We start from the raw sequence: 25443 nt of genomic DNA, 5'->3' as shown, positions 1-25443 counted from the left end.
GGCGGCGCCCCGCTCAGCACGGCCTGCCGGCGTGGCACTATGTGCTGTGGCCGCCCGTTCCTCGGACGCGGCCAAGAGTGCGGCAAGCACCGATTCCCAGCGGCGAGAGGGCGGGTGACGACGATGGCAGGCGGCGAATCGTCCGGAGACGAGGTTCACGACCCTCCCGGCGCCGACAAGGTCGACATCGCCGAGCTCCGCGAAGAGATCGACCGGCTCGACGCCGAGATCCTCGCCGCCGTCAAACGCCGCGCCGAGGTGTCGAAGCGCATCGGCCGCACACGTATGGCGGAGGGCGGCACGCGCCTCGTGCACAACCGTGAGATGGCCGTCATCGAGCGCTACAGCGAACTCGGCCAGGAGGGGCACACGCTCGCGATGCTGCTGCTCCGCCTGGGGCGCGGGCGCCTCGGCCACTGAACGATCCGGCACGGCCGCGGCCGCACCGAGGAAAGGAACGCCGAGTATGCCCGGATCCCGCACCGGAGACAGCACCGTCGGCCGGGGGCGCCCCGCGTGGCTGTGGCCGCTCGCGGCGCTCGTCGCCGTCGCCGTCGTGATCGGGATCGTCTTCGCGATCCTCGCCGCCACCGGGGCGCCGCCTTTCGACGACGACGGCCCGCACCCCGCCGACGCGCAGCAGCAGTCCGCCATCACCGAGGTCACCCACAGTTACTTCGACGCGCTCAACAGCGGCGATGCTGCGGCGTTCAGAACGACGATCTGCCCGGACATGGCCGAGGCGTTCGGCCGGATCGCCGACCGGGAACCGTTGGACAGCCCCGTCACGCCCGTCGCGATCAGCGACATCTCCGTCGACGGCGACGCCGCCACGGCGTCGGTGACCGTGCGCCGCGAGGGCGCCGACGACGACACGGAGACGGTCCACTTCCGGAACATCGACGGCTGGCGGCTGTGCCAGGTCCCGTGACGGTCCGACACGGCCTCATCACCAAAGAAATATCCCCTGAGCTGCGACTCCTTCACCCTACCGGCGTGTACAGGTAGAGTCCTGACGCCGGACGCGCCGCACTCCGGACCCACGTTTCCGGTTGCGCTATCGACGAGGAGACCGCATGACAGAGCCCGACAGCGGAACGGACCGCCCCATCGGGCGGCCCGTCGGCTCCGGCGCCCCCGCGACCGACGAGGTGCGGTCTCCCTCCCGGCCGACGAAGGCCGATGGGCGCCGGGTGGCGTTGATTCTCGGCGGGGCGTTCGCCGGTGTCGGTATCGTCGTCGCCGCCGTGTTCGGCGCGCTCTATGAGACCGGAACAGCACCGTTCGACGACCCGGGGCAGACGCCGAACGCCGCCATCACGCAGGCAACTCAGACGTGGGTGGACGCGATGAACTCGCAGAACGTCCAGCGCATGCGCGACTCCGTGTGCGCCGGAGACCAGGCCAAGTTCGCAGACACGCAGGACAAGCCTCCGGTGGCCGAGCCGGTCCGCATCGACTCGGTGCACGACGTGGTCGTCACCGGCGCCACCGCCACGGCGACGATGACGGCATCCGTGGGAACAGGACAGAACACGCAGACCCAGGATTTCTCGCTGGGATACAAGGACGAGGCCGGCACCTGGAAGGTCTGCCAATCCGCGGGCACCGCGCAAGCGCCCCGATGACCGATCATCTCCGCTGAGGCCCATGGCCCGGCGGCACATGCACTACCCGACGAAAAGCCAGCAGTCCCCTACCGAACGACCGTCCGGCGCATCGCATGCCGGCCGATCGCACATCGACCGATACGACCACCTACTCCGACCATCACGACCTTGAGGAGCTGCCAGCAGATGAGCACCCCCGACGACCCCCAGTCCCCCACACCCGACGACGATCCCCGCCGCACCCCGAGCTCCGAGTCTCCGGAGTGGGGTTTCGATTCAGCACAGGGCTCAGAGATGGACGGCGGGCCCGATGCCGACGGGACGCCGGCGGACACCCCCCGCAAGCGCACCGGACTCTTCGTCGGCGGCGGTGTCGCAGCGGTCGCGGTCGTGGTGGCCGTGGTCTTCGCGGTGCTTTACGGAACCGGGACCGCGCCGTTCAACTCCTCGGGCGACGCGGACATCGAAGCCGCCACCAAGGAATACGTCAATGCATTCAACTCCCAGAAGGTCGATGACCTCCGGGGCGCGATCTGCCAGGACGACGCGAAACAGTTGGACGGCCTGAAGGACGGCCAGGGCAGCACCAACCCGATCACCGTGGAGCGGGTCGGCGGCGTGAGCATCGACGGCTCCACGGCGACCGCGGAGGTCACGGCGTCGGCCAAGACCGCGGACGGCAAGCCCGACCAGCAGACCCTGACCCTCGGGTACAAGAAGGAGGGCGACGCCTGGAAGGTCTGCCCGTCGCTCGCGCCGCCCGAGCAGGCGCCCGCGCAGCAGGCCCCCGCCGACCAGGCGCCCGCCCCGCAGGCGCCGGCCGACCAAGCGCCCGCCCCGCAGGCGCCGGCCGACCAAGCGCCCGCCGGACAAGGCAACTGAGTCGCAGCGGCCGCGGACAAGGGTCCGCGGCCGCTGGGATTTCAAGGGTGCGACACGCCACGCCCCGGCTAGGGTGGGCACGGATGCAGCACCGGACCCGGCTAAGGAGTGGCAGTCGCCCCATGACCAACGGACAACCGCACGTCACCGACGAGACACCGGCCTGGGCGGCGCTGCGCAGCCATTACGAGGACATCCACGACGTATCGATCCGCACGCTCTTCGCGGATGATCCTGAGCGTGGCGCACGGTTGACGGTGGACGCGGCCGACCTGCACGTCGACTACAGCAAGCACCGGGTGGACGACGAGACGCTCGATCTGCTGGTGGCCCTCGCCGAGGAACGTGGCGTGGCACAGCACCGGGACGCCATGCTGCGCGGCGACCGCATCAATACCAGCGAGGACCGCTCCGTACTGCACACCGCGCTGCGGCTGCCCGAGGGCTCCTCGCTGGTCGTCGACGGCGTCGACGTCGTGCCAGAGGTGCACGGTGTGCTGCGGTCGATGGGCCGCTTCGCCGACGACGTCCGCTCGGGCGCGTGGCGCGGCCATACCGGCAAGCGCATCGCGACAGTGGTCAACATCGGGATCGGCGGCTCGGACCTCGGCCCCGTCATGACCTACCGTGCTCTGCGGAGCCACGCGGACACCGTCGACATCCGCTTCATCTCCAACGCCGACCCGGCCGACGCCGTCGCCCGCTTGGACGGACTCGACCCGGAGACCACTCTGGTCATCGTCGTCTCCAAGACGTTCTCGACGATCGAGACCCTCACCAACGCGACGGCGGCGCGGCGATGGCTCTTGGACGGGCTGGGGATCGACTCCGGCGAGCACCTGACAGACGAAGCCGCGGCCGCGGTGTCGAAGCACTTCGCCGCGGTGTCCACCCACGAGGGCCGTGTCCGCGGGTTCGGCATCGACCCGGCCAACATGTTCGGCTTCTGGGATTGGGTGGGCGGACGCTATTCGGTGGATTCCGCTGTGGGCCTGTCGCTCATGCTCGCGATCGGCGTGGACGGCTTCCACCGGTTCCTCGCCGGCTTCCACGCCGTCGACGAGCACTTCGCGACGGCCCCGCTGCACCGCAATGCTCCGGTGATCGCCGCGCTGCTGGGTGTCTGGTACACCAACTTCTTCGGCAGCGAGTCCAGGGCCGTCCTGCCCTACTCCAATGATCTGAAGCGGTTCCCGGCGTATTTGCAGCAGCTCACGATGGAGTCCAACGGCAAGTCGGTGCGCTCCGACGGCACGCCGGTGCACTCGTCCACCGGCGAGATCTACTGGGGCGAACCCGGCACCAACGGCCAGCACGCGTTCTACCAGCTTCTGCACCAGGGCACGCGGCTCATCCCCGTGGACTTCATCGGGTTCGTCGAACCCAATGACGACTTGCCGACCGCCGACGGCACCGAGATGATGCACGACCTGCTCATGTCGAACCTTTTCGCCCAGTCCAAGGTGCTCGCGTTCGGCAGGACCGCCGACGAGATCCGGGCGGAGGGCACGGACGAGGCCCTGGTCCCGCACAAGGTGATGCCCGGAAACAGGCCGTCCACGACGATCCTCGCCCCGCGTCTCACGCCGTCGGTGCTCGGCCAGCTCATCGCGCTGTACGAGCACACGGTGTTCGTCGAAGGCGTCATCTGGGGGATCGACTCGTTCGACCAGTGGGGCGTCGAGCTGGGCAAGCAGCAGGCGATCGAGTTGATGCCGGCGCTGACCGGATCCGAGTCTCCTTCCGACCTCGGCGATTCGTCCACCACGGAGCTCGTCCGGCGTTACCGCGCCGGACGCGGACGGTGAGCGGAGAGCATCCCTGCCCGCACGCACCGGCCCGGGCGACGGTCTGCGCGAGTCCTACTTGAGCAACCGCGACAGCCGCCGGTCGGCGAGGACCCTGCCGCCGGTCTGGCAGGCGGGACAGTACTGGAGCGAACGTTCCTCGAAAACCACTTGGCGGATCACATCCCCGCACACCGGGCACTGCTCGCCGGCGCGGCCGTGCACCGCGAGCCCGGCGCGCTTGTGCGATTTCACGCGCGCGGCGTCGGCGTCGACGCACTCGCGCAGCGCTGCGCCCAGCACGTCTCCGATCGCCGCGTGCAGCGCCGCCACCTGCTGCGTGCTCAGCCCCTCCGCGGGGGCGAACGGCGACAGCCGCGCACGGTGCAGGATCTCGTCCGCGTAGGCGCCGCCGACCCCCGCCAGCGCCCGCTGGTCGGTGAGGACGGTGCGCACCTGCCGGCCCTCTGCGTCGGCGATGATCTCCGCCAGCTCCTCGTGTCCGACGGCGGCGGCATCGGGGCCGATCCGGGCCACCCCGGGGACATCCAGCGGATCGGCCACCACCCAGGCCGCCAGCGACTTTCGGGTGCCGGCCTCGGTGACGTCGAAACCTGCTGTCCCGTCAGCACCGCCATCCGCTGCGCCACCGTCCGCCGCCCCGGCGCCCAGGTGCACGCGCAGCGCCAACGGGCCGCGCCCCGGCCGCACGGGCCGAGGCGACAGCTCATCGGACCACCGCAGCCACCCGGCGCGGGCGAAGTGCAGGACCAGGAACAGACCTTCGCAGTCGAGCATCAGGTACTTGCCCGCACGCCCCGCCCGGTCGATCACGCGCCCCTGCAGCGCAGAGATCGGCGGCTCGAACGTCTTGACCACGCTGAGGGCGGCGACGTCGACCCTCTCCACCTTGCGTCCCACAGCGTGCTCGCGCAGAAAATGCGCCAGCGCCTCGATCTCGGGAAGTTCGGGCATGCCACGAGTGTGCCTGTGCGGCCGCCGCCGCGCAGCAGATGCGACGGAACAGCGCGTCGGCGCACGGGCACGCGGCCGCGCCGGCGCCTGGCCGGGCACGGTTAGACTCGTCGGCGTGGCGATCACGACGGCCTACGAGGACCTGCTGCGGCATGTCCTCGAGCACGGCACCCCCAAGTCCGACCGCACCGGCACCGGCACGCGTTCGGTGTTCGGCCATCAGATGCGTTTCGATCTGCAGGCCGGCTTCCCGCTGGTCACCACCAAGCGCGTGCATCTCAAGTCCATCGTCTACGAACTGCTGTGGTTCCTGCGCGGCGATTCCAACGTGCAGTACCTGCAGGACCACGGGGTGCGCATCTGGGACGAGTGGGCCCGCCCCGACGGCTCGCTGGGCCCCATCTACGGCGTGCAGTGGCGTTCCTGGCCCACCCCGTCCGGGGAGCACGTGGATCAGATCGCCCAGGTCATCGAGACGCTCAGGTCCGACCCCGATTCGCGCCGCATGCTCGTCTCCGCGTGGAACGTCGGGGAGATCCCGCAGATGGCCCTGCCCCCGTGCCACGCGTTCTTCCAGTTCTATGCCGCCGACGGCCGACTCTCCTGCCAGCTGTACCAGCGGAGCGCAGACCTGTTCCTGGGCGTCCCCTTCAACATCGCCAGCTATGCGCTGCTGACCCACATGGTGGCGCAGCAGGCGGGCCTGGAGCCCGGCGAGTTCATCTGGACCGGCGGCGACTGCCACATCTACGACAATCACGTGGAGCAGGTGCACACACAGCTGGCGCGCGAGGCGTACCCCTTCCCCACCCTGCGTCTGACGCAGCGCCCCTCGATCTCCGAGTACACCTACGAGGACGTCGAGCTGGTCGACTACCGCCACCATCCGCGGATTTCCGCCCCCGTGGCGGTCTGACCGTGCTGGGGATGATCTGGGCCCAGGCCCGCGGAGGCGTGATCGGCGCGGGCGGGGCCATGCCGTGGCACCTTCCCGAGGACCTGGCCCACTTCAAAGCGGTCACCGCCGAGCACCCTGTGATCATGGGGCGCGCCACGTGGGATTCGCTTCCGCCGCGGTTCCGTCCCCTGCCGGGCCGCCGCAACATCGTGGTCACCCGCGACCACGGCTGGCGGGCCGACGGCGCCACGGCCGTGCACTCGACCATGGAGGCGCTGGAAGAGGCACGTTCCGCCGCTGCGCGCGAGGTCTGGGTGACGGGCGGCGCGCAGATCTATTCCGCGCTGCTTCCGCATGCGGATCTCTGCGCGGTGACGGATATCGACGTCGACGTCGACGGCGACACCCTCGCCCCCGCACTCGACGCGCAGTGGGTCGACGTCGCACCCGCAGAGTGGCAGGTGTCCGCACGGTCCGGCCTGCGCTACCGGTTCCGGACGCTGCGGCGGCACGCGCCCGGCTCCTCTGCCGTGGGGGCCGACTCCGGCCGCGCCGACGCCGGATGAGGCGGCCGCCGCCCGTGCCCGTCGGTCGCATGCGGTTTCTGCCGCTGGCGGTGCTCATCCCCGTCAGCCTCGTGATGCTGTTCTCCCCCGGTTCGACCGTCCCCAGCGGCCCGCCGAACTCGGACAAAGTCGTACACGCGGGGCTGTTCGCCGCACTGGCGGTCGCGGCGATCATCGCGGGCGCCGGATGGCGGACCGCCGCCGCATCACTTCTCGCCTACGCGGCCGTGTCGGAGGTGCTGCAAAACGTCCTGCCCATCCACCGCAACGGTGATCTGCGCGATCTCCTCGCCGACGCCGTGGGGGTCGCGTGCGGGATCGCGCTCGTGTTCCTCGTCCGCCGATTTCGCACTTTCCTTGGCAAGTGACCGATTCGTTACCTACGATCATCGTCATGCTGAAGAAACTGGTGCGTCGCTCACTGGTACCGCTGTCCGCCGCGGCGATGCTGCTGGCACTCGCCCCCGGAACCGCCGCAGCGGAGCAGGGCGTGGACGTCTCGTCCTGGCAGCATCCCGGAGGACAGGGCATCAACTGGTTTTCGGTGCGTGGCAGCGGACAGCAGTTCGCCATGGTCAAGGCCACCGAGGGCCTGTACTACGTCAACCCGTTCTTCGTGCAGGATTCCCTGGGCATCCGCGCCGCCGGCCTGGCGCGCGGCACCTACCACTATGCGGACGTCACGGCCGACCCGGTGGCGCAGGCGGCCTTCTATTCGACCGTCGTCCTGGGACAGAACGGCCCGCTCGACCTCCCGCCGGTGATCGACCTGGAGGACGCGCGCGGCCAGTCCGCACAGCACATCATCGGCTGGCTGCACGCGTACCTGGACACCGTCCAGGCGCTGACCGGGCGCCAGCCGATGATCTACACCGGCGCATGGTTCTGGCGGACCCACATGGCCAACACGACGGAGTTCTCCGAGTATCCGCTGTGGATCGCCGACTACAACGGCGGCGACGGCCCCACCCTGCCGCTGCCGGGCGGCTGGCAGGACTGGGCTTTCTGGCAGTACTCCGATGCCGGCAGCGTCCCGGGGATCAGCGGCAATGTGGACGTGAACCACTACAGCGGCGCGGCCGGCCCGTTCTCGCGGCTGTCCAACAGCGACGCGCTCGGCTCGCTGGGGTCCCTCGGCTCCGCGGCGTCCGCCGGAGTGGCCGGCATCCTCGGAAACCGAGCGGGTTCCTAGGTCTCACGGGGGCGGCCACGTGGCGGCGCACAGACCCGTCACGGCGTCACGGTGACCACCCCGGTCATGCCCGGGTGCAGCGTGCACATGTAGGTGTAGCGGCCGGGCTCGGTGAAGGTGTGGGTGTACTCGCCGCGCTTCTTCTGCCCGCTGTCCAGAACCGGATCCGCGGAGACGGCACCGGAGTCGTCCGTGCTGGTCACGTCGTGGGGCACGCCGTTGTCGCGGAACTGCCAGGTGACGGTGTCCCCCACCTGCACGGTGATCTCGGCAGGCGTGAACTGCATGCCGGTGATGATGACGGTCCCCGGCGGCACGTCGTCGAGCGATGCGGTCGCACCGCCACCGCTCGAGCAGGCCGCGAGCGCGATGAAGGCGAGCACCGCGCACAGCAGCGCGGCGACGGTGCGCGGGCGGGCGTGGGGACGGTCGGGACGAGTCTCGGTGTACACGCACCCCATTGTGCAACGGGACGATTGTGCACCGGCGCCGCACCCGGACGTGCAGGCGCTCCCCTCTGCCCCGCGCCGCTCCCTGGCCGCTCAGCCGCGCTCTAGGTGCTCTCGTGTTCGTCGGTGCCCGGCGGAACGGTCCCGAGTCCCGCGTAGGCCTGTTCCGGCGTGTGGCGGCCGGCGACGACGGCTTCGACCTCGGCGGCGATGGGCATGTCTATCCCGTACTCCTCGGCAAGCTGCATCACGATCGGCGCCGTCTTCACCCCTTCCGCCACCTGGCCGAGCTCCTTCGCCGCCTCGGCCGCGGACAGTCCCCGCGCCAGCGCCTCGCCGATGCGGCGGTTGCGCGACGCCGGACTCATGCATGTCGCGATGAGATCGCCCATGCCTGTGAGCCCCATGAACGTGCGCGGGTCGGCGCCCATCGCCTCGCCGAGCCGCATCATCTCCGCCAGCCCCCGCGCCAGCACCATCGCCCGGGTGTTGTCGCCGACCTTGAGTCCCTCCGCCATCCCGGCAGCGATGGCGACGATGTTCTTGAGGACCCCGCCGAGCTCGCAGCCGAGCACATCCGTATTGCGGTAGACGCGGAAACGCGGCGCGGCGAACAGCGGCTGCAGCGCGGTGGCGACGTGTTCGTCCTGGGTGGCGATGACCGCCGCCGCGGCCATTCCGTCGATGATCTCGCTCGCGATGTTGGGGCCCGCCAGCAGACCGACAGGGTGTCCCCGCAGGCACTCGCCCACCACCTGGGTGGGACGCATGCGGCTGCCGGCCTCGAGCCCCTTCACCAGCGAGAGCACGGGCACCCAGGCGCGCAGGGTCGGCGCCACCTCGGTGAGCGTGGCTCGGACCGCCGACGACGGCACCCCCACGACGAGCACGTCGGCCGAAGACGCGGCGAACTCGATGTCGTCGGTCGCGTCGAGGGAGTCCGGCAGCGGCCGCTCCCCCAGGTACTGCCGATTGCGGCGATCACCGTTGATCTCCTTGGCGACCTCGGGACGCCGGCACCAGAGCGTGGTCCGCGTGTTGTGCGCGGCCAGGCTCGCCACGGTCGTCCCCCACGACCCGGACCCCAACACCACTACCCGCACCGGACGGGACATGCGATCACCCCTCGATCCTGCTCGACGCCAACCGTGCCAGGTCCAAGGCGGCGGTGGGGCCGCTGTGGGTCCCCTGCCCCGGCGGAAGCATCATCGACAACCCGTAGACGCTGCCGTTCTGCACCCACCACACTGTGGGAGCCGACACCGAGGTGGTGAACGCCCGCTCGCCGAGACCGTCGATGTCCTGCACCTCGCCGCTCTGTTGCGCGGTCCGCTCCACCTCGCCGTAGACGCGCATGATGTCCCCGTCGCCGTCGTTCTTCACTTCGAGGTCCACCACGGGCAGCGTTCCGCCCGCATCCCCCTGCCAGACGCAGCCGCCCGCCACCTGGCTGGTCCGTACGATGGCCACGCCCGTCTTCTGGGTGATCTCGTCGCCCGTCAGCAGTGCGCACGGGCCGGAGTCGCTGTCCGAGTTCGGAGGGAGCTCGGGACTGGGCAGCGTGATCGCCTCCAATTGGGCGTCGCTGGGCGGGGCGGGCGTATCCGAGCACCCCGCGAGGACAGCACCGGCGACGAGCACGGCGCTCACGAGAACCCCGGTCCTGGTCATGACACTGCTCCGCACTCCGCCCCTCTTCCTCGTCGACACGAGCAGAGTCTTTCACCGCCCGGAAGTGGTGTCCACCACATTGAACAAACCGGCACTCCTGCCGCGGCGTGAGGCGAACCCGCGAGCCGCTACACTCACACACGCACGAACACGCGCCCGGCCCGGGCGCGCACAACAACACATGCACGGCGACGCGACGCACAACCGCGATCACGGCCGGAGCCCGGTGACCGCGACTCCGTCCGGCCGCGTCCCATGCCCTCGTAGCTCAGGGGATAGAGCACCGCTCTCCTAAAGCGGGTGTCGCAGGTTCGAATCCTGCCGGGGGCACAGAGTTTACGCAGGTAAACGCTAGTTTCAGCCCCTCATCGCCTGCCCGGTGCAGAAACCGTGCAGATTCCTCCCGGTGATGCCATAAGAACGGCCCCGGTCGGTGCTTCCCACACCTTCCAGGGCCTCGGCTACCGGAAGTGAGTCCGATGAACCGTTCCCCGGATACTACCCATGCGCGCCATCGTCAGCGCGTCTCCCCCGCCCTTGCATGGGCGCGTCTGCTCGCCGTCCTCGCCGTCGTCCTGGTGGGCACCTACCTTCTGTGCGTCGGCATCGTCGCCACCGCGATCGCGTGGGGGTGGTCCGCGTGAGCACCTACCCGCTGCCAACCGCGCCGCCCGCGGTGCTGGCCACCACGCCCACCGCCGCCGACGTGCGCGAGCTGCTGCCTCAGTTCGCCCGCTACGGCCCGCCGCGCGTCTATGCCGCCTACTACGCCCGCGCCGTCGAGCTGGGGATCATCCCGGACGCCCGCGCGGTGCTGGTCGAGGACCTGATCGTCACGGCCATAGAGCGGGGTGTGGACGTGGCAACGCTGATCCCGGAGGTACCCGCATGATTCCCACGATCCGCCCCGATACCGGCCCCACCGGCTACGTGTGCAAGCAATGCCATGAACCGTCCCCTACCGGCGTCGGGTGGTCGTCGGTGCACGTGCCGCCCGGACTGTCGACGGTGCTCTACAGGTGCGACTGCGGATACTCCCGGCGCGCCGATGCGCCTGCCCCATCCGGCCCGCCCGCACCGCCCGTGGCGCTGGTGAGAGCGATGGTCGCGGTGGGCGAGCTGCCAGAGGACACAGAGTGGACATCGGCGGATCACAAGGGCGCGGCCGTGCAGGTGTGGCTGCCGAACGGCCAGGTGTTCATCGTCAACCGCCGCTACCACCGGAACATGCCCGTAGGGCATTCCTGGCAGGCCGGGAAGTGGCAGGGCGCTACCGACGGCGACGACGTACGGCGTGTCCTGGTGGCGGCATTCGAGACCCCGGAGGTGATGTCGTGAACTTCGACATCTGGCAGACGGTAGAACGCCTCGCCACTGAGCGCCGGGACCTGGTGCACACCACCACCCTCGAGCGCGGCGGTGCCGCCACGATCCGGTGGCAGTGCGGCGCGCGGACCGTCGTCTACTTCGATCCCGTAGGCGCGTACGGCAGGCCGGCGGGCGCGGTGGCGGTCGAACAGCACCTACCGGGACTACGGCGCGGCATCACCGGCTGGTGCAAGCCGGGCGAGCTGCAGGACGTGCTGCTGATGGACGACGAATACCACCGGGAATGGCTGGCACGGCACGAGGGGGCGGGCGCGTGACGCGCACACGCCGCACCCTCCCCCGACACGTCCGGTGGCTCGTCTACGCCCGCGACGGCGCGGCGTGCGCGCTCTGCGGTGCGCGCGGCGAGCTGCACCTAGATCACGTCGTGCCGTGGTCACAGGGCGGCGACGACACGACGGCCAACCTGCGGCCGCTGTGCGCCCGCTGCAACCTCACACGGGGCACCAGCACCACCGCCGACGACCACACGACCCGCCCGCCGGTGGGCGCCTCCTGCGCCGACTGCGACCCGGACCGGCCCGTCGAGGGGTGGGGGTACTGCTACCAGTGCCGGCAGTACGGGGACGTGTCCCGCATCGACCGATGCCCGGACGTCTCCCGCTGCAACTGCACCGACATTCGGAAGTACGCCCGCCGGTCACTGCGTCGCCAACGGCGCACCCGCCGACACTCCCGCCTGTAGGCCATTCCGGCCCGCTCATCGCCACGCACGCGGCCTGAGCGGAGCCGGTGGGCATACAGCCCCCACACGCACGGCACGGCCCGTTCCGGTCACCGTCCGCCGCGCACCAGCACGACGCTCTGCGCCCGTAGCTCTCCCACGGGTGGCACGCCTTACCAGCGTGGCCGTCGCCCGTCAGAGGGGCCAGAGCACCAATCTCCGATCACGTAGGGGCACCCGGTGAAGGCAGACCCGGACGGGGACGGCTGTGGTGGCCGTAGTACCCGCGTGAACATCCCGGTCCTGACGGCCAGCCGAGTAATACCCGGTGCCGTGGACACACCAACCGACCGACGCAACCGACCGACGAGGTGCGTTGTCGGGTGTCCCCTGTCCGCACGCGGACGGGGGACGCCCTGCCCTCCCTCCGCTGCCCTCCCTCTAAGGTGTGTCGATCCGCTGGGGGCGCGGTGGTGGGGTGCTGGTGGGGAAGGGTGCGGCCCGTGCGGGCGGGGTGGTAGCCGACAGGCACCCCTACGAGTAGGTCACAGCGAGTCGTGCGGCCCGTGCGGGCGAGAGCCGGGGCGTGGTCGAGGATGAGGCCGGCCCCCGCGACAGGTTGCCCTCGTCGCGCGCCTCGGTGATCGCGGCCTCGAAGGCGTCGGGGGTGACGTTGTCGGTGAGGGAGTAGATGCCGTCTGGACCTCTTCCTGCCAGCTCGTTACGCGGCACCAGCTCGTTAGGCGAGATCAAGTGCATCGACGATGCGTTTGATCTCCGGTCTCCTCCCATCCCCGCAACCTCCCCCCCGCGCCTGCCCCTCCCGGATCGCAACCCCCAGCCCACGCTCGGCGCGCCGGGGTGCCGCATGGGGGTGATGCGGCGGCGGGGTCCGGTTTGAAATCGCGTGGGGAGAGAGACGGCGCTATGGCGGAGCCCGCGCCCCTGTGTAGCCGTTCGGAGGCACCCCCCACCCCTTGCGTGACCTGCGGTTATACCTCGGCCGGGCGGTGCAGCATCCCGCGGGCACACCCGGTGGCGTCGCCCAGCCAATCGCGGCTGATCGGCAGCGTCTCCCCGCGGTCACAGGTTCGGCACGCGGTGGCGGGCGCGGCGTAGTCGCCGGTGGCGGTGGTGCCGCCGGTGGGCCGGTGGGCGTCGTACTCGTCGGCGGCCCGCTTGACCGCAAGTGCGCGTCCGACGTCGGCGCGGGCCTGCTCGAGCGGCCGGTGCTGTCGCCAGCCATTGCACCAGCGGTGGGCCGGGGCGAGGTTGGACGCACTGTTGTCTGCCCGGCCGGTGCTGGCGGTGGCGACGATGTGATCGGCGCTGAACGACCACGGCGTCGAAGGGTGGGCGTCGAAGTCGATGAGGTTTCCGCAGATATGACACGGGTCCCCGTTCCGCATGGCGGTGCGCTTCAGGCGGGCGCGGGCCTTGCGCCACTGCGCACCGTTGGCGTCGCGGCGTGGGGCTGCTGGCATGGTGATCCTTCCGGTAAGGGGTGCGCCCCCGGTGCCGAGATCACCGGGGGCGCGGGGGCTGCACAGCCAGCCCGGTCTAGGCGGGCAGCGACACGCGGCCGCCGTCGGGCAGTGGGGCGGGTACGCGGTTCACCGCGGGCTGCGCGCCGGATGCCACGTCGGCGGCGAACTGGCCGACGCGATCCGCACCCGGTGCGCCGGGGCGCAGACGCTCCGGGTGGGCGAACTGGAACTGCTCCGCCACGGCGCCCCGCTGTCCGCTGCCGGCGACTCCGGCGACCCGCATGTCCCTGGCCAGCGACCAGCACGCCTGCACCACGTCGTAGGCATCGGCGACCGCGGCGTATGCGGCCCTGGTGCCCTGCGACTTGATCGCCTTTGCCGCGTCCATCCCGGCGATGGCCCCGGCGTGCCCGACGACCTCCTCGGCGGCGGTGCGAACCTGGGCGTCCAGCCATCGGGCGATCCCGTCGCCCACCGCCCCGGAGAGCCGGACGATGCCCTGGGTCTCCAGCTCGGCCACCGCCGCGTCGAGACCGGCGCGCACGCGCTCGGCCTGCTCGTCGGGCCGGGGGGCGTCTGCGAGCTGCGCGGCACCCGCGCCGGGTGAGAGCTTGCCGGCGACGATCTGCGCGATGATCTCGGCGGCCTGATCCTCGGCGACGAAGCTCCCGGCCGTCGCCGACACGACCTCGGCGCGGTCGAGCACGTCCGTTGCCGGTTTGAGGCTCTTTGCGTCGTATCCGAGGTCCACTGCGGCGGCGAGGATGTCGCGGGCCTGGCCAGCCCGGTGTGCGCTGGTGGCCATCACAGGCTCCGGAATCCGCCGCGCGGGATACGGTCTGCGAGCTTCTCGGGGTCACCCTCGGCAGGGTCCGTGCCGGTGAGTGCTTCGATGAGGAAGTCGCGGAGTGCGTCGCCGTCGAGGGCCGCGACGTACTCAAGCGCCGCGGTGCGGCGGTCGACGGGCTGCGTGTCGGTCTGTTCGGTCTTGGCCATGTCCTACTCCTTGATCGGGATCTGCCACCGGCTGCCCGCCCTGCGTCCGCATCGCTGCGCGTGGCGGCGGGCGGATCGTTCGGAACATCCTGTGCGCCGGGCGTATTCGCTGGTGGTAATCCAAGTGTTGCCGTCCGCATCCTCGGCGTGTCCGCGCAATGTCCGCGCGGCGTCGAGTGCGGCAGTGACCTGCACCGCGAGCTCGGCCACTGCGGCCGGGAGGGGAACACCGTTGCGGCGGGCGGTGAGTCGTGTCTGGACGATCATGCGGTCGAGGGTGCGCAGTCCCTCCCCGCTTACGAGGATGAGGTCGGCGTGGCGGGTGACGGGCTTCATGACGTTCGCCCGGTCGCGCCGTGGCGGTGGTCGGGGCAGAGCTGCTGGCGGTGGCGTGTGAGGTGTGGGCACCCGGTCTGCCGGCATCGCCGCGGCGGGCGCTTACGGGTGCGGCGGGCGATGGCGATGTGGTCCTGCATGGTTCTCCTACGGGGTCGTGGTCTGGTCCGGGCACTCGGCCCGATGTGGGCATCGGCGGCATAGCCAGCCCGCCACCCTGAGCGCGTCGGCGTCTCCGGCGCGGGCCCGGTCGTAGAGGTCGTGCTTGCCGATGCATAAGGCGTCGGGGAGGTTCGGCCGGCCGTCGAGGATCTGCTCGAGCAGGTCGAGTTCTCCGCCGGGTCGGCGGCGGGGGTTGCGGGTGCGGGGCGGATCGGTGGCGGTCATGTGGTCGGCCGCTCCTTGACGATGTAGCCGTTCCGGTAAGGGCCGCTGCGGTCGTGGCAATGTGCGGCCCGATGCCCGTCGCCGGTACCGGTGGGGCACGTGCACACGCCGCCGCCGCGGGGTGAGTAGGCGCACCCGGAGTAGGGGTTGTGACGGCCGTGGGTGTGGTCGCGGTAGCAGTGCTCGCAGTGGAATACGAGCTGCGATCCGTCGTCGCTTCGATCGGCATAGACGGTCGGGTACTCACGAGCGGTGGCGGTGTCCGTCATGTCATCTCCTGGATAGGTGTACGGCTGGGGCGGGGTGTACCGGTGTACTTCGGTCCACCCCATTTGACCTGCGGATATGGGGGTGTACAGGGGGTGTACGGGTACACCCCCTACGCCAATCGGAAGGTGTCGCCGATCGAGGTGACCACCTCCTGTGCAATGAGGTCGTCGAGCGCTGAATCGAACCGGGTTCGCAGCTCAAACTTGAGCGATCTGCGGATCGGTGCCCGCGTCGAATCGGGGTGCCGATCCAGGTGCCGGATGATGCCTTCACGGGCGCGACGGTCGAGACGTTCGTCCTCCTTCTCGGCGACGATCTCGGCCCGTTCGGCATCGTCGTGCGCCCGCGCCCGGTTGGCACGCCGCCTGCGTTCGTCCACGGCCCGCCGGCACGCCTCCCGCGTCATGGCGGACACGCCCATGACGACCGCGGCGAGCGACCAATCGGCTTCGCCGACGGCATCGCGTTCGTCGAGCAATGCGAGCGCCGCCGCAACCTTGAGTTGGCACAGCAGCTTGTGTCCGTCGAGCGGGTCCACGTCCTCGCCCCTGAGCGTGGCGAGACGGTGCGCATCGATGGCGGCGCGGGCCGTCTCGGCTACGGGCATCGGCGTGGCGGCGGCGCGTGGCACCGTGATCGTCATGGGTGGTGGCGCGTCCGGCCGTGTGCTCGGCGCTCGCGGATCGGTGACCGGGAGCCAGACGAACCGCTGCGGGGTGCCGCCGTCGGCGTCGTCGAGCAATACCGCCGCTTTGAGCGGCTGGATACCGACGATGAGGCCGGCGCGGTAGGTGTGCCTGGCGACCGTGATCCGTGTCGATTGACCGGCGTTGCTGAATCCGAGGGTCTCGCCCATGTACATGTGGCGGAGCTGCCCCATGAGCGTTGAGCCGGTGCGGCTGCCGAGTGCGGCGAGCGTGTCCACCTCCCCGGCGGTGAAGATCGCGGACCTCACGGGGTTCGGTGCGTCCGACTCTGTGCCGTGCGGCCGGTAGGTGCGGCCGATGCCTTCCCCTGAGCCGACGGGCAGGCTCGGCGCGTCCATGATCGGCCCGGTGATGTCGAGTGCGTCGAGTGCGGCGGCCTCGGTGGCGCCTTTGCCGCCACCGCTGCGGCCGACGAGGCCGATGAACAGGTTGAGCGAGGCGGTGCCGCCGACGATGGCCGGTAGATGTACGGACGGTTCCACGGTGGCGAGCACCCGGAGCAGTGAGACTCCGAGCAGTCCCCACGGTGCGACGCGCCGGGCGCGGGCCGATGTGCGGATGTGGGCAAGGACGGGGCGGACGGTCCAAAAGTCGTCGTCGTCCTCGGGTTCGCGGTCGGTTCCGTCGGGGTTGAACAGGTCCTGCATTTCGTCGCTGCGGTCGATCGTCGTCATGCCCCCGCCCCCTTCCGCCGGTGATTCTGAATCGACCGGCCGGCGGCGGCGATGCACTTCCGTTCGTCGTCGTCCAGGGCGAGCGCGTGCGCGGTGCGCAGATGATCGAGCGCGCTCGGCGGCTGCGGCGGCGGGTCGTACCGGCCGTGCGGCGGGGCCTGCCAGAGACCGGAGGGGTCGATCAGGTCGACGTCGGCGTACCGGTCGGGGATCAGTGGGTCACGGCGTCCACACGGGAGCGGGGGAAGTCGCCGGGCCGCGGCGCGGCGGCGGGCGAGTTGGGTGGTATGGTCTGACACAGGGTGCGAACCTCTTCCGAAACCCCGGGCCTTATCCGCCCGGGGTTTCCTCGTTGTCCAGCGGGGGATGCGCGGTCTATGCCGCGCGGGGGATCAGGACGCGGGCGCGAAAACGCGGTCGAGCTCGGCGCGCGAGATGCGGAGCATCCGCGGCCCGACTCGGCGGGCGCGGAGCTCGCCAGAGGCGATGAGGCGACGCATGGTGCGGATCGAGCAGTCGGTGAGCTCGGCGGCGGTGGCGATCGAGACGTACTCGGCGGCAACGGCCGTGGTATTTGACGTGGGCGCGGCGGCGCGCGAGGATTCGGACATCGATGCCCCTCTTAGGTGTCGGTGGTGGGGCCGGACCTGAACTTTGGCGAGTGGGGGTCCGGCCCCGTTCTATGTGCGGTGAACCGTTCGGTTCTCCTGTGCTTCCGTGGCACTGAGATAAAGGTATCCGTCTACGCACGTCCGCGTTTGACACCGTGGTCCTTGCGCGGCCCGTGCAGCAGGAAGTCCGTTGCGCGGGATTAACCACGGTTCATCACCGTTCATCACCGTTCATCACGGTTAACCAGAATCCGTGGGGATGTTATTTACGTCACATCCTGCGACGCTACGGCGTGTCGCCACCCGCGAGCTTGCTCAGCCGTTCCGCGATCTGCGCGTCGCGGCCTTGCGCCACGTGCTGGTACTTCATGCTCATTGCAGGGGTCGTGTGTCCAAGCCGTGCCATGAGTTCCTTCGTGGTCGCGCCCGCCTGTGCGGCCATGACCGCACCAAGGTGGCGCAGGTCGTGTAGCCGTACGTCCGCGCGTCCGATGCGCTCGGCGGCGCGCTTGAAGTAGAACCTGAGCGTCCACTCGTCCACGCGGCCGCCCTTGTGCGTGAACACCAGCGCCCGCGCGCCCTTGCCCACGTGCGCGTCGAGGTGATCGAGGATGGCAGGACGGATATGCGGCGGCGTCACGACGTCCCGGATGCCTGCCGACGACTTAGGCTTTCCCACCACCTCGTCGCCACCGACGAATGTCACGGCCCGCCGGATACGGATCACGGACGCGTCCGGCTCGATGTCGCCGCGGCGCAGCTCGAGTAGTTCGCCCCGACGCATCCCGCACCACGCCCCGACCGTGACGAGCACCTGTAGGTGGTCCGGCATCTCAGCGGTGAGCGCGGCCAGCTCATCGGTGGTGAGCAACCGAATCTCAGAGCTGCGCTCGGCGCGGCCGGCCCGCGGGATCCGGCACGGGTTCGCGTCGATAATGCCGTCGTCCACGGCCGTGCCCAGAATCGTCTTCAGCAGCGCATACACGCGGGCGTTGCGAGTCTTGCCCGTGGCGCGCTTGTTCGGCCCCGGCTGGGCCACCAGCTCGGAGTACCAGACCCGGATGCGTTCGGGCGTGAGTTCGGTCAGCGGCACCGTGGCGATCTCGTCGTGCTCGACGTACCGGGTGAACATGCCGCTGTAGAGCTCACGCGTCGTCTCCTTGAGCTTCCGCTGAGCGATCCACTGCGTGCCGTAGGCGGCGAGCGTGAGGCGCGGTGCCGGCCGATTCTCGGCGGCGCGCTGGGCGGGCGGCGTCCACGCGTCGAGATCGATCAGGCGGCGCTCATGGTTGAGCCATCCGATCGCCTCGTCTTTTGACGGGTACGTACGCGGTGCCTTGTGCAGCCGCCCGTCCGGTCCGGTGTAGTTGGCCTGCCAGCGGCCGCTGGGCAGCTTGCGCAGACCACCGAAAGATCGCCTCGTGCGCTTGGCCATGATGCTCCCCGTGCAGAATGCGTGCTGAACTGGTGACATCCTACGCGGCCTTGTGTCCGTTTATGTCTACGTGTAGATTCTGCTGCTACCAGCGATCGAGCATCATCCGCGCTGGTGGACAGTACAACTACAGGTGGCGTCACCGCAGGTTCGAATCCTGCCGGGGGCACACAGTATCCGCCGACCCCGGAGCCGCTCCCATGCTCGCTGTGATCGTGCTCTGGGCGTGGGCGGTGACCGCGCTCAGCGGGCTCGCCCTGCTCGGCGCCTGGCTGACGACGCCGTCCGTGCGCACGGCCCGCACGCGCGGCGGCAGGCACCGGCGGCTTCCGCCGAGCCTCGTCCTCAGCCACCTCTCCGTCGCCGCCGCAGGACTGCTCGTGTGGGGTGTCTTCGCCTTGTGGGGCCGCAACGCTTTCGCCTGGGCTGGCCTCGGCATGATCGCGATGACGGCGGCCATCGGCATCACGATGTTCGTGCGCTGGATCCCCGGCTACCGCAGCACTCCGCCCGCACCACGCGGCCGCCATCATCGCCGGCCGCACCGGCCGCGGCGCCGCAATCTGCCGTTCGTCCTGGTCGTGGGGCACGGCGCCCTCGCGGTGGCGACGATCGTCCTCATGGTGCTCACCATGATCACCGTGGCGGAATGACTCTGCGGATCCCGCCGCCGCTCAGCTCGCGCCGTCGTCCGGGGCCCGCCGAAGGTTGACTTCGGCGGTCTGCGACACGAAACGATCCGGGTGGTGCGTCAGCCTCTCGAGGGCCCGCCGCGACGCCCGCCCGCCCAGCTCGGCCATCGCCTGCGCCACCCGCACGAGCTCGTCGACCGGGCCGGGTCCCCCCGCTTCGCCGCCGGCCTCGGCGGCGCTCGTCAGCGCTGCGACGACCTCGTCGGCGGTGACCGTGCCTGCGCGTACCAGGCCCGCCAGCGTCTCGGAGGCCTCCACGTCCCGCCGCCCGTCGATCACCATCCGCACGAGGGCCGGTGCCGCGACGGCGCCCCCGGCGGCACCCACCGCGACGGCGGCACGCTCACGCACGTCCGCGTCGCCATCGTCGAGCACCCCCTGCAATACCGCGATCGCGTCGGGGCCGCCCAGCTCCGCCAACGCGGAGACCGCCCGTCGTCGCACGGCCGGGTCCGACGCAACCGACCCCGTCTCCAGCACGTCGATTGCTCCGGCGGGACTCTTCGCCAGCGCCCAGCGCAACGCCCCGGCCACGTTGGCGTCCTCCTCGGCGAGCAGCGCCTCGGCCAGCGCGGCCCCCGGAACGGCGGCGACACCGTCGCCGTGCGCCAGCACCGCCTGCTGCCTGCGCGCGCCGGAGCCCGACCGCACCGCCGTGAGCAACATGACGATCCGCACCGCGTCCTGCCAGCCCGTGGGCTCGGCCGACCGCAGTTCGTCGAGCCGGTCCAGCAGCTCGGTGTCCGCCGCGATCCGCCGGCGGGTCGACTCCCGGAGCTCGTCGAGCAGGCCGGCGGGCGAGAACCCGTCGTCGTCCAGGGCCCGCTTGACTGCCGCGAGCGGCATGCCCAGCGACCGGAGGCTTTCGACGTGCACGAGCCGGCGGAGGTCGGCGGAGGCGTACTCGCGGTAGCCGGCGGCCGTCCTCCCGCTGGGGCTGACGAGACCGAGCGAGTCGTAGTGGCGCAGCATGCGCACACTGACTCCCGACCGCCGCGCCAGCTCACCGATCAGCATCAGTCGCCCTGCACCGCCCGCTGTCCGAGCGCGCGCACGCGCCGTGCCGCATCCACCTGCGCATCGGCCGCCGCGTCGGGATCCGCCATGAGCGCCAGCGTATCGCGGACGTGCCCGCGCACGTCCGCGTCGCCGGACCGTCCCGCGGACTCCGCGGCGGCCGCGCCGTGCTCTCCGAGTGCCGCGAGCGCGCGGCTGAGCGAACGCTGCACCTCCCGGCCGCCCCTGCCCAGCTCCCCTGCCAGCCGTGCGGCGAGGTCGGCCTCCGCGCCGATCGGCACGAGCGACACGGAGGCGCGCCACGACGCGCGCGCCACCTCGTCGTCCTCCGCGCCGAGATGCTCGGCGACCGCCGGCCATGCCGTGATATCGCCGATCTTCGACAACGTGTGCAGCGCCTGGCTTCGCGGCTGCGGCGCGGCCGACCCGAGCGCGTCCAGCAGCAGCGGCACCGTCACCTCCGTCGGCAGACGGGTCAGCGCCCAGGTGAGCATGTCGCGGACGTAGAAGTCGGGTTCCACCGCGCAGCGGTCCACCAGGTTCTGCGCAAGGGATGCGTCCGGCCGCGAGCCCGCCGCCATGGCGGCCCGCAGCCGGACGGACGGGTCCGGGTGTGCCAGCGCATCCGCGGCGCGGCGGGTGTCGATCGTTCTCCGTTGTGTCATGGCGAGTGCCTCCTTCGACTCCCATCGAAGGGGCTGACACCGTGTAAGGGTCAAGCCTGCGGCACGAATGCCACGCACCCGGGGTCAGCGACCGGCGGGCCGAGCGACGATCACGAGCCGCCCATGCCGGTGAGCGCCCGCACCGATCCCAGCGAACCCGACGACCCGCTGGGTCCGTCGGCGACAGAGCCCGCGGAGCCGAGCGAGCCGTCCGCACCGTTCTCACCGGTGAGCAGCGGCAGGAAGGTGTCCGCGATGACCTGGTGCCCGGCCGGGTTCGCGTGGATGTCGCCGAGACTGCACATCCACGTCCACGTGCAGATCCGCGCGACGTTCGTCGGCACGGTCCCGGCGCCGGGCAACGCGATGTCACCGGTGAAATCATTGGTGTCGAATGCGGCGGTCACGTCGGCCGTCTTCCACCCGTACCGAGCGTTGGTGCTGGTGATCACCGCGGAGAGCAGGTTGTCCGCGGAGACCGTCGCCGCCGCGAGCGCCCGTTGCATCCCGCCCTGCAGCCACGCGGCGAGCATCGGGTTGTAGTAGGTCATTCCCACGTACACCGGGCCGTCGCCGCCCGCATTGCGGATACGGGCGTCGATCCGGGCCAGGTTGGTCCGGATGACGCCGAGCTTCTCCGCGACGCACCCCGCCATCGGCAGCACCGACGCCCCCGCCGAGCCTGAGCCCGCCGAGCCCGACGACGGAGAGAGCGAGCCGCCGCCCCCTGCCCCGCCCGAGACACACGGGAAGATGTCGTTGGCGCCGATGTCGTTGGTGACGTAGGCGATCTGGCCGGGATGCGCCTCGATGAACTCAGCCGCCGCGTCCAACTGCGATTGCTGCTGGTACTGGCTGCAGTGACCGCCCTCCACCATGGATACCGACGTCTCGCCGTCGCAGCCGAACTTTTTGAGCTCGAGGCCCGGCTCGTCGGCACTGAGCGCCGCGAAGATCCGGTCGCTGTAGGCGATGGGCTCGTCGGTATCGCTGTCCGGCTGGTAACCGGTGGACAGCGAATCCCCCAGCGACACGTAGTAGGTGGTCTCGGGTGCTGCCGACGCCGGGCCCGCGGTCAGGAACGTCCCGGCGGCAACGAGGGCCCCCACCACCACCGTGATCGCGGCACGCCGAACCTGTGTGCCTGCACCGTGCGCAGTGTGCGGTGCCGAGCCGTGTTCGTGCCGCCGTGTCGCCGTTCCACCGATCATGCGGCCGCCTCCGATACAGTCCATTGCGCATTGTGCCGGGCCTGTGCCCTGCGGAGGCCGACCCGCGCAGCGGCGCGCACCGACCGCGCACCTCGCCAGGCCCACAGTCCCGCGCGGCACGTCGACACTAACGCCGTTCCCGCTCGCTCACCCCGCGTTTCGTGGAATGGACGGGAAAGGCGACGCCGTGCGCGGCGAGCGCTTGCGTCCTCGCCCGACCCTGCGCGTGGGATCCGACCAGAATCGCGCTCACGTACCCCACGACTGCGACAACGAATCCGCCGATAACGCCAATCCCGGCAACCGAGTAGAAGAGCTCTTCGGCGGTCTCACCGCGACTGAAGCCCACGTACTCGGCGAGCGAGTGCGCATCGGTGCCCGCGTACTCCTCGTGGTGCATGATGAATGCGCAGAAGAGTGACGACAACGCCATCACCCACAATGCGGCGGCCGTCACCGACTTCACGAGGCGCGGCGCGCGGTGGAAGTACCGCGGACCGGAATTGCGGGACTGCGCCATGCGGAACGCGATCCACAGAACGGTCAGGTAGCCGGGCACCCAGAGAACGGCTGTGAAGAACAGGAACAGCCCCGAGACCCACCAACTCGCCGGGAGAAAGGTTCCGAGCGCGGCGAGCGGCAGCAGCGCGGCGACGAGCGCGGTGACGATGTGGAACCAGGAGCTTCGGCCCGGGTCGGCGAAGCGCGGACTGTGCACAGGCACCCCCGCCGCGTCCACCGGTGTCGAATGACCTGTCGTGTGCATGATCCCCCCCTGAAGCAGGCTCCCCCCGGAGCCCGCGCAAGTATGGCACCCGCCGCCGTCCTCCTGCCACAGGGTCGCGGCCGTGCCCCTGTCCGTCACTCCCGCCGCGGCGGCCCTTCCGTGCCCGCGCACCCGCTCAGCCCGGGCCGCGCCACCACCGTGTACAGCGCACGCCCGCCCTCCCCCGCCCCCAGCAGAGATTCGACGATGCTCACCTCGTGCACCGCGATCTCGACGGGCTCGACGGCCGCCGCGACGGTGAGCGCCGACGCCGCCTGCGAGCGCCGCACCCGGGCCAGCGTGAGGTGCGGGGGTGAACCGCCGTGACGCGCCGCAGCCCTCGGCGAGGGCGCGCAGTTCCGCGCGGTCCGCCGCCGTGGCCCCGTCCGCACCGAGCCAGACGACGCTGCCGCCGTGGTGGTCGAAGCTGCCTGCGCCGCCGATCCGCAGCCGGATCGGAGGATGCCCCGCGGCGGCCGTGGAGATCCGCTCGACCAGCGACCCGACGTCGCGCACGGCACCGTGGAAGGCGAGGGTGACGTGCATCTGCTCTGCGCGCGTCCACCGCACGCCCAGGTCCCCGGGCAGCGCCGCGACGACAGCGGCCCGGACGGCGACAGGCGGGACCAGCGCCGTGAACAGCCGGCGTGAGCGCCTGTCCGCCGCGGCCTCCACAGCGTCCGCCGCGGGGTCTTCGGAATCGTCCACGACGCCGTTCACCGTCAGATCCAGTCTTTGCGGCGGAACACCACGAACAGCAACAGCGCCAGGGTGGCGATGGCGACCGTGCTGGCGATGAGCCCGGAGACCTGGTCCGAGCCCGGGTAGGGCACGTTCTGCCCGAACCACCCGGTGATGGCGGTGGGCACGGCGATGATGGCCGCCCAGCCGGTGAGCTTCTTCATCACCGTGTTCAACCGGGCGTCCTGCAGCGAAAGATTGGTCTCGAAGATCGTCGTCACGAGCTCACGCAGCGACTCCGTCCATTCGGCGACGCGGAGCACGTGGTCGAACAGGTCCGCGAAATCGCTGCTGAGTTCCTTGGACCAGGCGTCGCCGTCATGGTCGTCCCGGTGCCGGACGATCGCGCCGACCACGTCGCGCATAGGCAGAACCAGGCGCCGGAAGTGCACGAGCTCCTTGCGTAACCGGTAGTTGGTCCGCTGCACCGCACGATCGTGGATGCGCTCGTCGAACAGCCGGTCCTCGATGTCCTCCAGCGCGTCGTCGAACTGCTCCGCCGTGTCCAGGTGGCCGTCGACGATGACGTCGAGGATCGCGTGCAGCAACCCCAGCGGCCCCTCCGCCCCACCGGCGGTGCCGTTCCGCCACCGTGCGACGGCCCGATCGACGTCGAAGCGGTCGTCGCGCCGGACCGTGATGACGCCGCGCGGGAGCACGAACATCGAGACCCGGCTGGCGCGCAGGCTCGTCGGCGCAGCGCCCTCGCCGCGCCGGCGCCGGTGCCTGCGCCGACGCCGGCGCCGCACGGCCGCGTCCGCCCCATCGCCGGCCGCCTCCCCGGCGCCCGGCCCCGCCCCCGGAGCAACCCCGTTGCCGGCGGGATCCCCGTTGCCTGTGTCGGCCCACTGCGCGAACGCGGCATTCGCCGCCGCGTCCTCCTGCAGCGCCATGTCCGTTCGCCCGGGCGCCGCGGGTGCTCCGGCGGGGCCGGCACGTCCGTCCAGCCCGTCGTCGATGCCTGTCGCGTAGGCGGTGACGAACAGGTGGCCGGCGTGCCGTGTGGCCTTGGGCCGCTCGTCGTAGGCGATGGTGTCCTCGATCGCATTGGTGTCCAGGTTGAACGTCTGCGTGAGCTCGCCGAGCACCTCCTCGTCCGGCCACAGCACATCGATCCAGAACGTCGCGCCCCGCTCGCCGCCTCGCGTCGCGTCGGCCAGTTCCCGCGCGGACAGCCCCTCGACGGCGCCCCCGTCCGCACGCCACAGCATCCCACGGAAGCGGGGCTCGGGCGGGGCGGCGGAGGCGGGAACGGTCGGGGCGGGCACGGTGGGAAAGCTGTCCGTCATGACCACAGTGTGCCGGTGCGCGGCATCGCACGTCCTGGAACCACGGGACCCGGATGCCGCTGCGTACAATCGGTTC

36 protein-coding genes, 1 tRNA gene and 1 pseudogene are annotated in these 25443 nt (G+C 70.7%); 16 read left to right on the top strand and 22 right to left on the bottom strand.

All coding sequences use genetic code 11. The features are described from left to right. The first annotated feature begins 123 nt into the window (after positions 1 to 123). The 5 genes from H4F70_RS07695 (at position 124) to pgi (ending at position 4300) form a co-directional block, all read left to right on the top strand. Entirely contained in the window at positions 124 to 420 is a 297-nt protein-coding gene (locus tag H4F70_RS07695; RefSeq protein ID WP_182346167.1) for a chorismate mutase, read from the top strand. Positions 421 to 466: 46 nt separating this feature from the next. After that, the gene (locus tag H4F70_RS07690) at positions 467 to 931 is read left to right on the top strand and encodes an Rv0361 family membrane protein (protein ID WP_182359729.1); all 465 of its coding nucleotides are present in this window, start codon (positions 467 to 469) and stop codon (positions 929 to 931) included. Between the two features lie 145 nt (positions 932 to 1076). Beyond that, a complete protein-coding gene (locus H4F70_RS07685; RefSeq protein ID WP_182359728.1) occupies positions 1077 to 1628 on the top strand; it encodes an Rv0361 family membrane protein in 552 nt (183 codons plus the stop codon). A 168-nt stretch (positions 1629 to 1796) separates the two neighbouring features. Then, entirely contained in the window at positions 1797 to 2492 is a 696-nt protein-coding gene (locus tag H4F70_RS07680) for an Rv0361 family membrane protein (protein WP_182359727.1), read from the top strand. A 122-nt stretch (positions 2493 to 2614) separates the two neighbouring features. Then, entirely contained in the window at positions 2615 to 4300 is a 1686-nt protein-coding gene (gene pgi / locus H4F70_RS07675) for a glucose-6-phosphate isomerase (protein WP_182359726.1), read from the top strand. A gap of 54 nt (positions 4301 to 4354) precedes the next feature. Here the strand turns inward: pgi and H4F70_RS07670 are convergent, their stop codons facing one another. After that, a complete protein-coding gene (locus H4F70_RS07670; RefSeq protein WP_182359725.1) occupies positions 4355 to 5254 on the bottom strand; it encodes a DNA-formamidopyrimidine glycosylase family protein in 900 nt (299 codons plus the stop codon). Between the two features lie 121 nt (positions 5255 to 5375). Between H4F70_RS07670 and H4F70_RS07665 the strand changes: the two genes are divergently transcribed. Genes H4F70_RS07665 through H4F70_RS07650 form a run of 4 tightly spaced genes read left to right on the top strand, consistent with a single transcriptional unit; the run spans position 5376 to position 7910 of the window. After that, the gene (locus H4F70_RS07665) at positions 5376 to 6170 is read left to right on the top strand and encodes a thymidylate synthase (protein WP_372497551.1); all 795 of its coding nucleotides are present in this window, start codon (positions 5376 to 5378) and stop codon (positions 6168 to 6170) included. 11 nt (positions 6171 to 6181) lie between these two features. Further along, positions 6182 to 6718 carry a dihydrofolate reductase gene (locus H4F70_RS07660; protein ID WP_276520650.1) on the top strand — a complete coding sequence of 179 codons (537 nt, stop codon included), beginning with the start codon at positions 6182 to 6184 and terminating at the stop codon, positions 6716 to 6718. Between the two features lie 29 nt (positions 6719 to 6747). Next, positions 6748 to 7086, top strand: coding sequence for a VanZ family protein (locus H4F70_RS07655; RefSeq protein ID WP_182345713.1), 339 nt, complete (start codon positions 6748 to 6750; stop codon positions 7084 to 7086). Positions 7087 to 7112: 26 nt separating this feature from the next. After that, on the top strand, positions 7113 to 7910 hold the full coding sequence (locus tag H4F70_RS07650; RefSeq protein ID WP_182345715.1) for a glycoside hydrolase family 25 protein: 798 nt from the start codon (positions 7113 to 7115) through the stop codon (positions 7908 to 7910). Between the two features lie 38 nt (positions 7911 to 7948). On the opposite strand, the gene H4F70_RS07645 is transcribed toward H4F70_RS07650, so the two are convergent. The 3 genes from H4F70_RS07645 to H4F70_RS07635 all read right to left on the bottom strand — a co-directional run bounded on the left by H4F70_RS07645 (position 7949) and on the right by H4F70_RS07635 (position 10030). Beyond that, entirely contained in the window at positions 7949 to 8362 is a 414-nt protein-coding gene (locus H4F70_RS07645) for a plastocyanin/azurin family copper-binding protein (RefSeq protein ID WP_235681395.1), read from the bottom strand. Positions 8363 to 8463: 101 nt separating this feature from the next. Beyond that, entirely contained in the window at positions 8464 to 9474 is a 1011-nt protein-coding gene (locus H4F70_RS07640; protein WP_182359721.1) for an NAD(P)H-dependent glycerol-3-phosphate dehydrogenase, read from the bottom strand. A gap of 4 nt (positions 9475 to 9478) precedes the next feature. After that, positions 9479 to 10030, bottom strand: coding sequence for a hypothetical protein (locus H4F70_RS07635; RefSeq protein ID WP_182345721.1), 552 nt, complete (start codon positions 10028 to 10030; stop codon positions 9479 to 9481). 257 nt (positions 10031 to 10287) lie between these two features. On the opposite strand from H4F70_RS07635, the gene H4F70_RS07630 reads away from it, so the two are divergent. The 6 genes from H4F70_RS07630 to H4F70_RS07605 all read left to right on the top strand — a co-directional run bounded on the left by H4F70_RS07630 (position 10288) and on the right by H4F70_RS07605 (position 12104). Next, positions 10288 to 10360, top strand: a tRNA-Arg gene (locus H4F70_RS07630). Positions 10361 to 10509: 149 nt separating this feature from the next. Beyond that, positions 10510 to 10674 (top strand): hypothetical protein, encoded by a 165-nt coding sequence (locus H4F70_RS07625; protein WP_182359720.1) that lies wholly within the window; start codon positions 10510 to 10512, stop codon positions 10672 to 10674. Then, positions 10671 to 10922 carry a hypothetical protein gene (locus H4F70_RS07620; RefSeq protein WP_182359719.1) on the top strand — a complete coding sequence of 84 codons (252 nt, stop codon included), beginning with the start codon at positions 10671 to 10673 and terminating at the stop codon, positions 10920 to 10922. The genes H4F70_RS07625 and H4F70_RS07620 overlap by 4 nt, the downstream gene beginning before the upstream one ends. Next, positions 10919 to 11368, top strand: a complete 450-nt coding sequence (locus H4F70_RS07615) for a hypothetical protein (protein ID WP_182359718.1) — start codon at positions 10919 to 10921, stop codon at positions 11366 to 11368. Before H4F70_RS07620 ends, H4F70_RS07615 begins: the two co-directional genes overlap by 4 nt. Beyond that, the gene (locus H4F70_RS07610; protein WP_182359717.1) at positions 11365 to 11676 is read left to right on the top strand and encodes a hypothetical protein; all 312 of its coding nucleotides are present in this window, start codon (positions 11365 to 11367) and stop codon (positions 11674 to 11676) included. Before H4F70_RS07615 ends, H4F70_RS07610 begins: the two co-directional genes overlap by 4 nt. Continuing rightward, entirely contained in the window at positions 11673 to 12104 is a 432-nt protein-coding gene (locus H4F70_RS07605) for an HNH endonuclease (protein ID WP_182359716.1), read from the top strand. The genes H4F70_RS07610 and H4F70_RS07605 overlap by 4 nt, the downstream gene beginning before the upstream one ends. A gap of 513 nt (positions 12105 to 12617) precedes the next feature. Here the strand turns inward: H4F70_RS07605 and H4F70_RS07600 are convergent. From H4F70_RS07600 to H4F70_RS07550, 11 genes are all read right to left on the bottom strand, one after another. Continuing rightward, positions 12618 to 12836 carry a hypothetical protein gene (locus tag H4F70_RS07600; RefSeq protein ID WP_182359715.1) on the bottom strand — a complete coding sequence of 73 codons (219 nt, stop codon included), beginning with the start codon at positions 12834 to 12836 and terminating at the stop codon, positions 12618 to 12620. A 239-nt stretch (positions 12837 to 13075) separates the two neighbouring features. Further along, positions 13076 to 13567, bottom strand: a complete 492-nt coding sequence (locus H4F70_RS07595) for an HNH endonuclease (protein ID WP_182359714.1) — start codon at positions 13565 to 13567, stop codon at positions 13076 to 13078. A 76-nt stretch (positions 13568 to 13643) separates the two neighbouring features. Continuing rightward, complete coding sequence (locus H4F70_RS07590) at positions 13644 to 14375, bottom strand: hypothetical protein (RefSeq protein WP_182359713.1); 732 nt, start codon at positions 14373 to 14375, stop codon at positions 13644 to 13646. Next, positions 14375 to 14566 carry a hypothetical protein gene (locus tag H4F70_RS07585; RefSeq protein ID WP_182359712.1) on the bottom strand — a complete coding sequence of 64 codons (192 nt, stop codon included), beginning with the start codon at positions 14564 to 14566 and terminating at the stop codon, positions 14375 to 14377. Before H4F70_RS07585 ends, H4F70_RS07590 begins: the two co-directional genes overlap by 1 nt. A 3-nt stretch (positions 14567 to 14569) precedes the next feature. Then, positions 14570 to 14902 (bottom strand): hypothetical protein, encoded by a 333-nt coding sequence (locus H4F70_RS07580; protein ID WP_182359711.1) that lies wholly within the window; start codon positions 14900 to 14902, stop codon positions 14570 to 14572. A 147-nt stretch (positions 14903 to 15049) separates the two neighbouring features. Continuing rightward, positions 15050 to 15289 (bottom strand): hypothetical protein, encoded by a 240-nt coding sequence (locus H4F70_RS07575; RefSeq protein WP_182359710.1) that lies wholly within the window; start codon positions 15287 to 15289, stop codon positions 15050 to 15052. Then, positions 15286 to 15558 carry a hypothetical protein gene (locus H4F70_RS07570; protein ID WP_182359709.1) on the bottom strand — a complete coding sequence of 91 codons (273 nt, stop codon included), beginning with the start codon at positions 15556 to 15558 and terminating at the stop codon, positions 15286 to 15288. The genes H4F70_RS07575 and H4F70_RS07570 overlap by 4 nt, the downstream gene beginning before the upstream one ends. Positions 15559 to 15668: 110 nt before the next feature. Further along, on the bottom strand, positions 15669 to 16940 hold the full coding sequence (locus tag H4F70_RS07565) for a hypothetical protein (protein ID WP_235681394.1): 1272 nt from the start codon (positions 16938 to 16940) through the stop codon (positions 15669 to 15671). Beyond that, complete coding sequence (locus tag H4F70_RS07560; protein ID WP_182359708.1) at positions 16937 to 17239, bottom strand: hypothetical protein; 303 nt, start codon at positions 17237 to 17239, stop codon at positions 16937 to 16939. Before H4F70_RS07560 ends, H4F70_RS07565 begins: the two co-directional genes overlap by 4 nt. Positions 17240 to 17332: 93 nt before the next feature. Further along, on the bottom strand, positions 17333 to 17551 hold the full coding sequence (locus tag H4F70_RS07555; protein WP_182359707.1) for a helix-turn-helix domain-containing protein: 219 nt from the start codon (positions 17549 to 17551) through the stop codon (positions 17333 to 17335). A 286-nt stretch (positions 17552 to 17837) separates the two neighbouring features. Then, positions 17838 to 18986, bottom strand: coding sequence for a tyrosine-type recombinase/integrase (locus tag H4F70_RS07550; protein WP_182359706.1), 1149 nt, complete (start codon positions 18984 to 18986; stop codon positions 17838 to 17840). A 200-nt stretch (positions 18987 to 19186) separates the two neighbouring features. Here H4F70_RS07550 and H4F70_RS07545 point away from each other — a divergent pair, with 200 nt between their 5' ends. Further along, positions 19187 to 19639, top strand: a complete 453-nt coding sequence (locus H4F70_RS07545; RefSeq protein WP_182345723.1) for a hypothetical protein — start codon at positions 19187 to 19189, stop codon at positions 19637 to 19639. A 21-nt stretch (positions 19640 to 19660) separates the two neighbouring features. On the opposite strand, the gene H4F70_RS07540 is transcribed toward H4F70_RS07545, so the two are convergent. From H4F70_RS07540 to H4F70_RS20810, 7 genes and pseudogenes are all read right to left on the bottom strand, one after another. Next, a complete protein-coding gene (locus H4F70_RS07540) occupies positions 19661 to 20695 on the bottom strand; it encodes a HEAT repeat domain-containing protein (RefSeq protein WP_182359705.1) in 1035 nt (344 codons plus the stop codon). Continuing rightward, entirely contained in the window at positions 20695 to 21360 is a 666-nt protein-coding gene (locus H4F70_RS07535; protein WP_182359704.1) for a HEAT repeat domain-containing protein, read from the bottom strand. The genes H4F70_RS07540 and H4F70_RS07535 overlap by 1 nt, the downstream gene beginning before the upstream one ends. Before the next feature lie 110 nt (positions 21361 to 21470). Then, on the bottom strand, positions 21471 to 22469 hold the full coding sequence (locus H4F70_RS07530) for an SGNH/GDSL hydrolase family protein (RefSeq protein WP_182359703.1): 999 nt from the start codon (positions 22467 to 22469) through the stop codon (positions 21471 to 21473). Positions 22470 to 22698: 229 nt separating this feature from the next. Beyond that, positions 22699 to 23337 (bottom strand): hypothetical protein, encoded by a 639-nt coding sequence (locus H4F70_RS20455; RefSeq protein ID WP_235681393.1) that lies wholly within the window; start codon positions 23335 to 23337, stop codon positions 22699 to 22701. A gap of 95 nt (positions 23338 to 23432) precedes the next feature. Beyond that, the gene (locus H4F70_RS20450) at positions 23433 to 23627 is read right to left on the bottom strand and encodes a hypothetical protein (protein ID WP_235681392.1); all 195 of its coding nucleotides are present in this window, start codon (positions 23625 to 23627) and stop codon (positions 23433 to 23435) included. Between the two features lie 70 nt (positions 23628 to 23697). Then, positions 23698 to 23883 (bottom strand): annotated as a pseudogene (locus H4F70_RS21125) (2'-5' RNA ligase family protein); the annotation flags it as partial. 176 nt (positions 23884 to 24059) lie between these two features. Beyond that, complete coding sequence (locus tag H4F70_RS20810) at positions 24060 to 25367, bottom strand: magnesium transporter CorA family protein (RefSeq protein WP_268968366.1); 1308 nt, start codon at positions 25365 to 25367, stop codon at positions 24060 to 24062. Positions 25368 to 25443 lie beyond the last annotated feature (76 nt).

This window comes from Tomitella gaofuii, assembly GCF_014126825.1.
GTDB classification, from domain to species: domain Bacteria; phylum Actinomycetota; class Actinomycetes; order Mycobacteriales; family Mycobacteriaceae; genus Tomitella; species Tomitella gaofuii.
The sequence above is the reverse complement of the archived record's forward strand: the minus strand, read 5'-3'. Positions and strand labels throughout refer to the sequence as shown.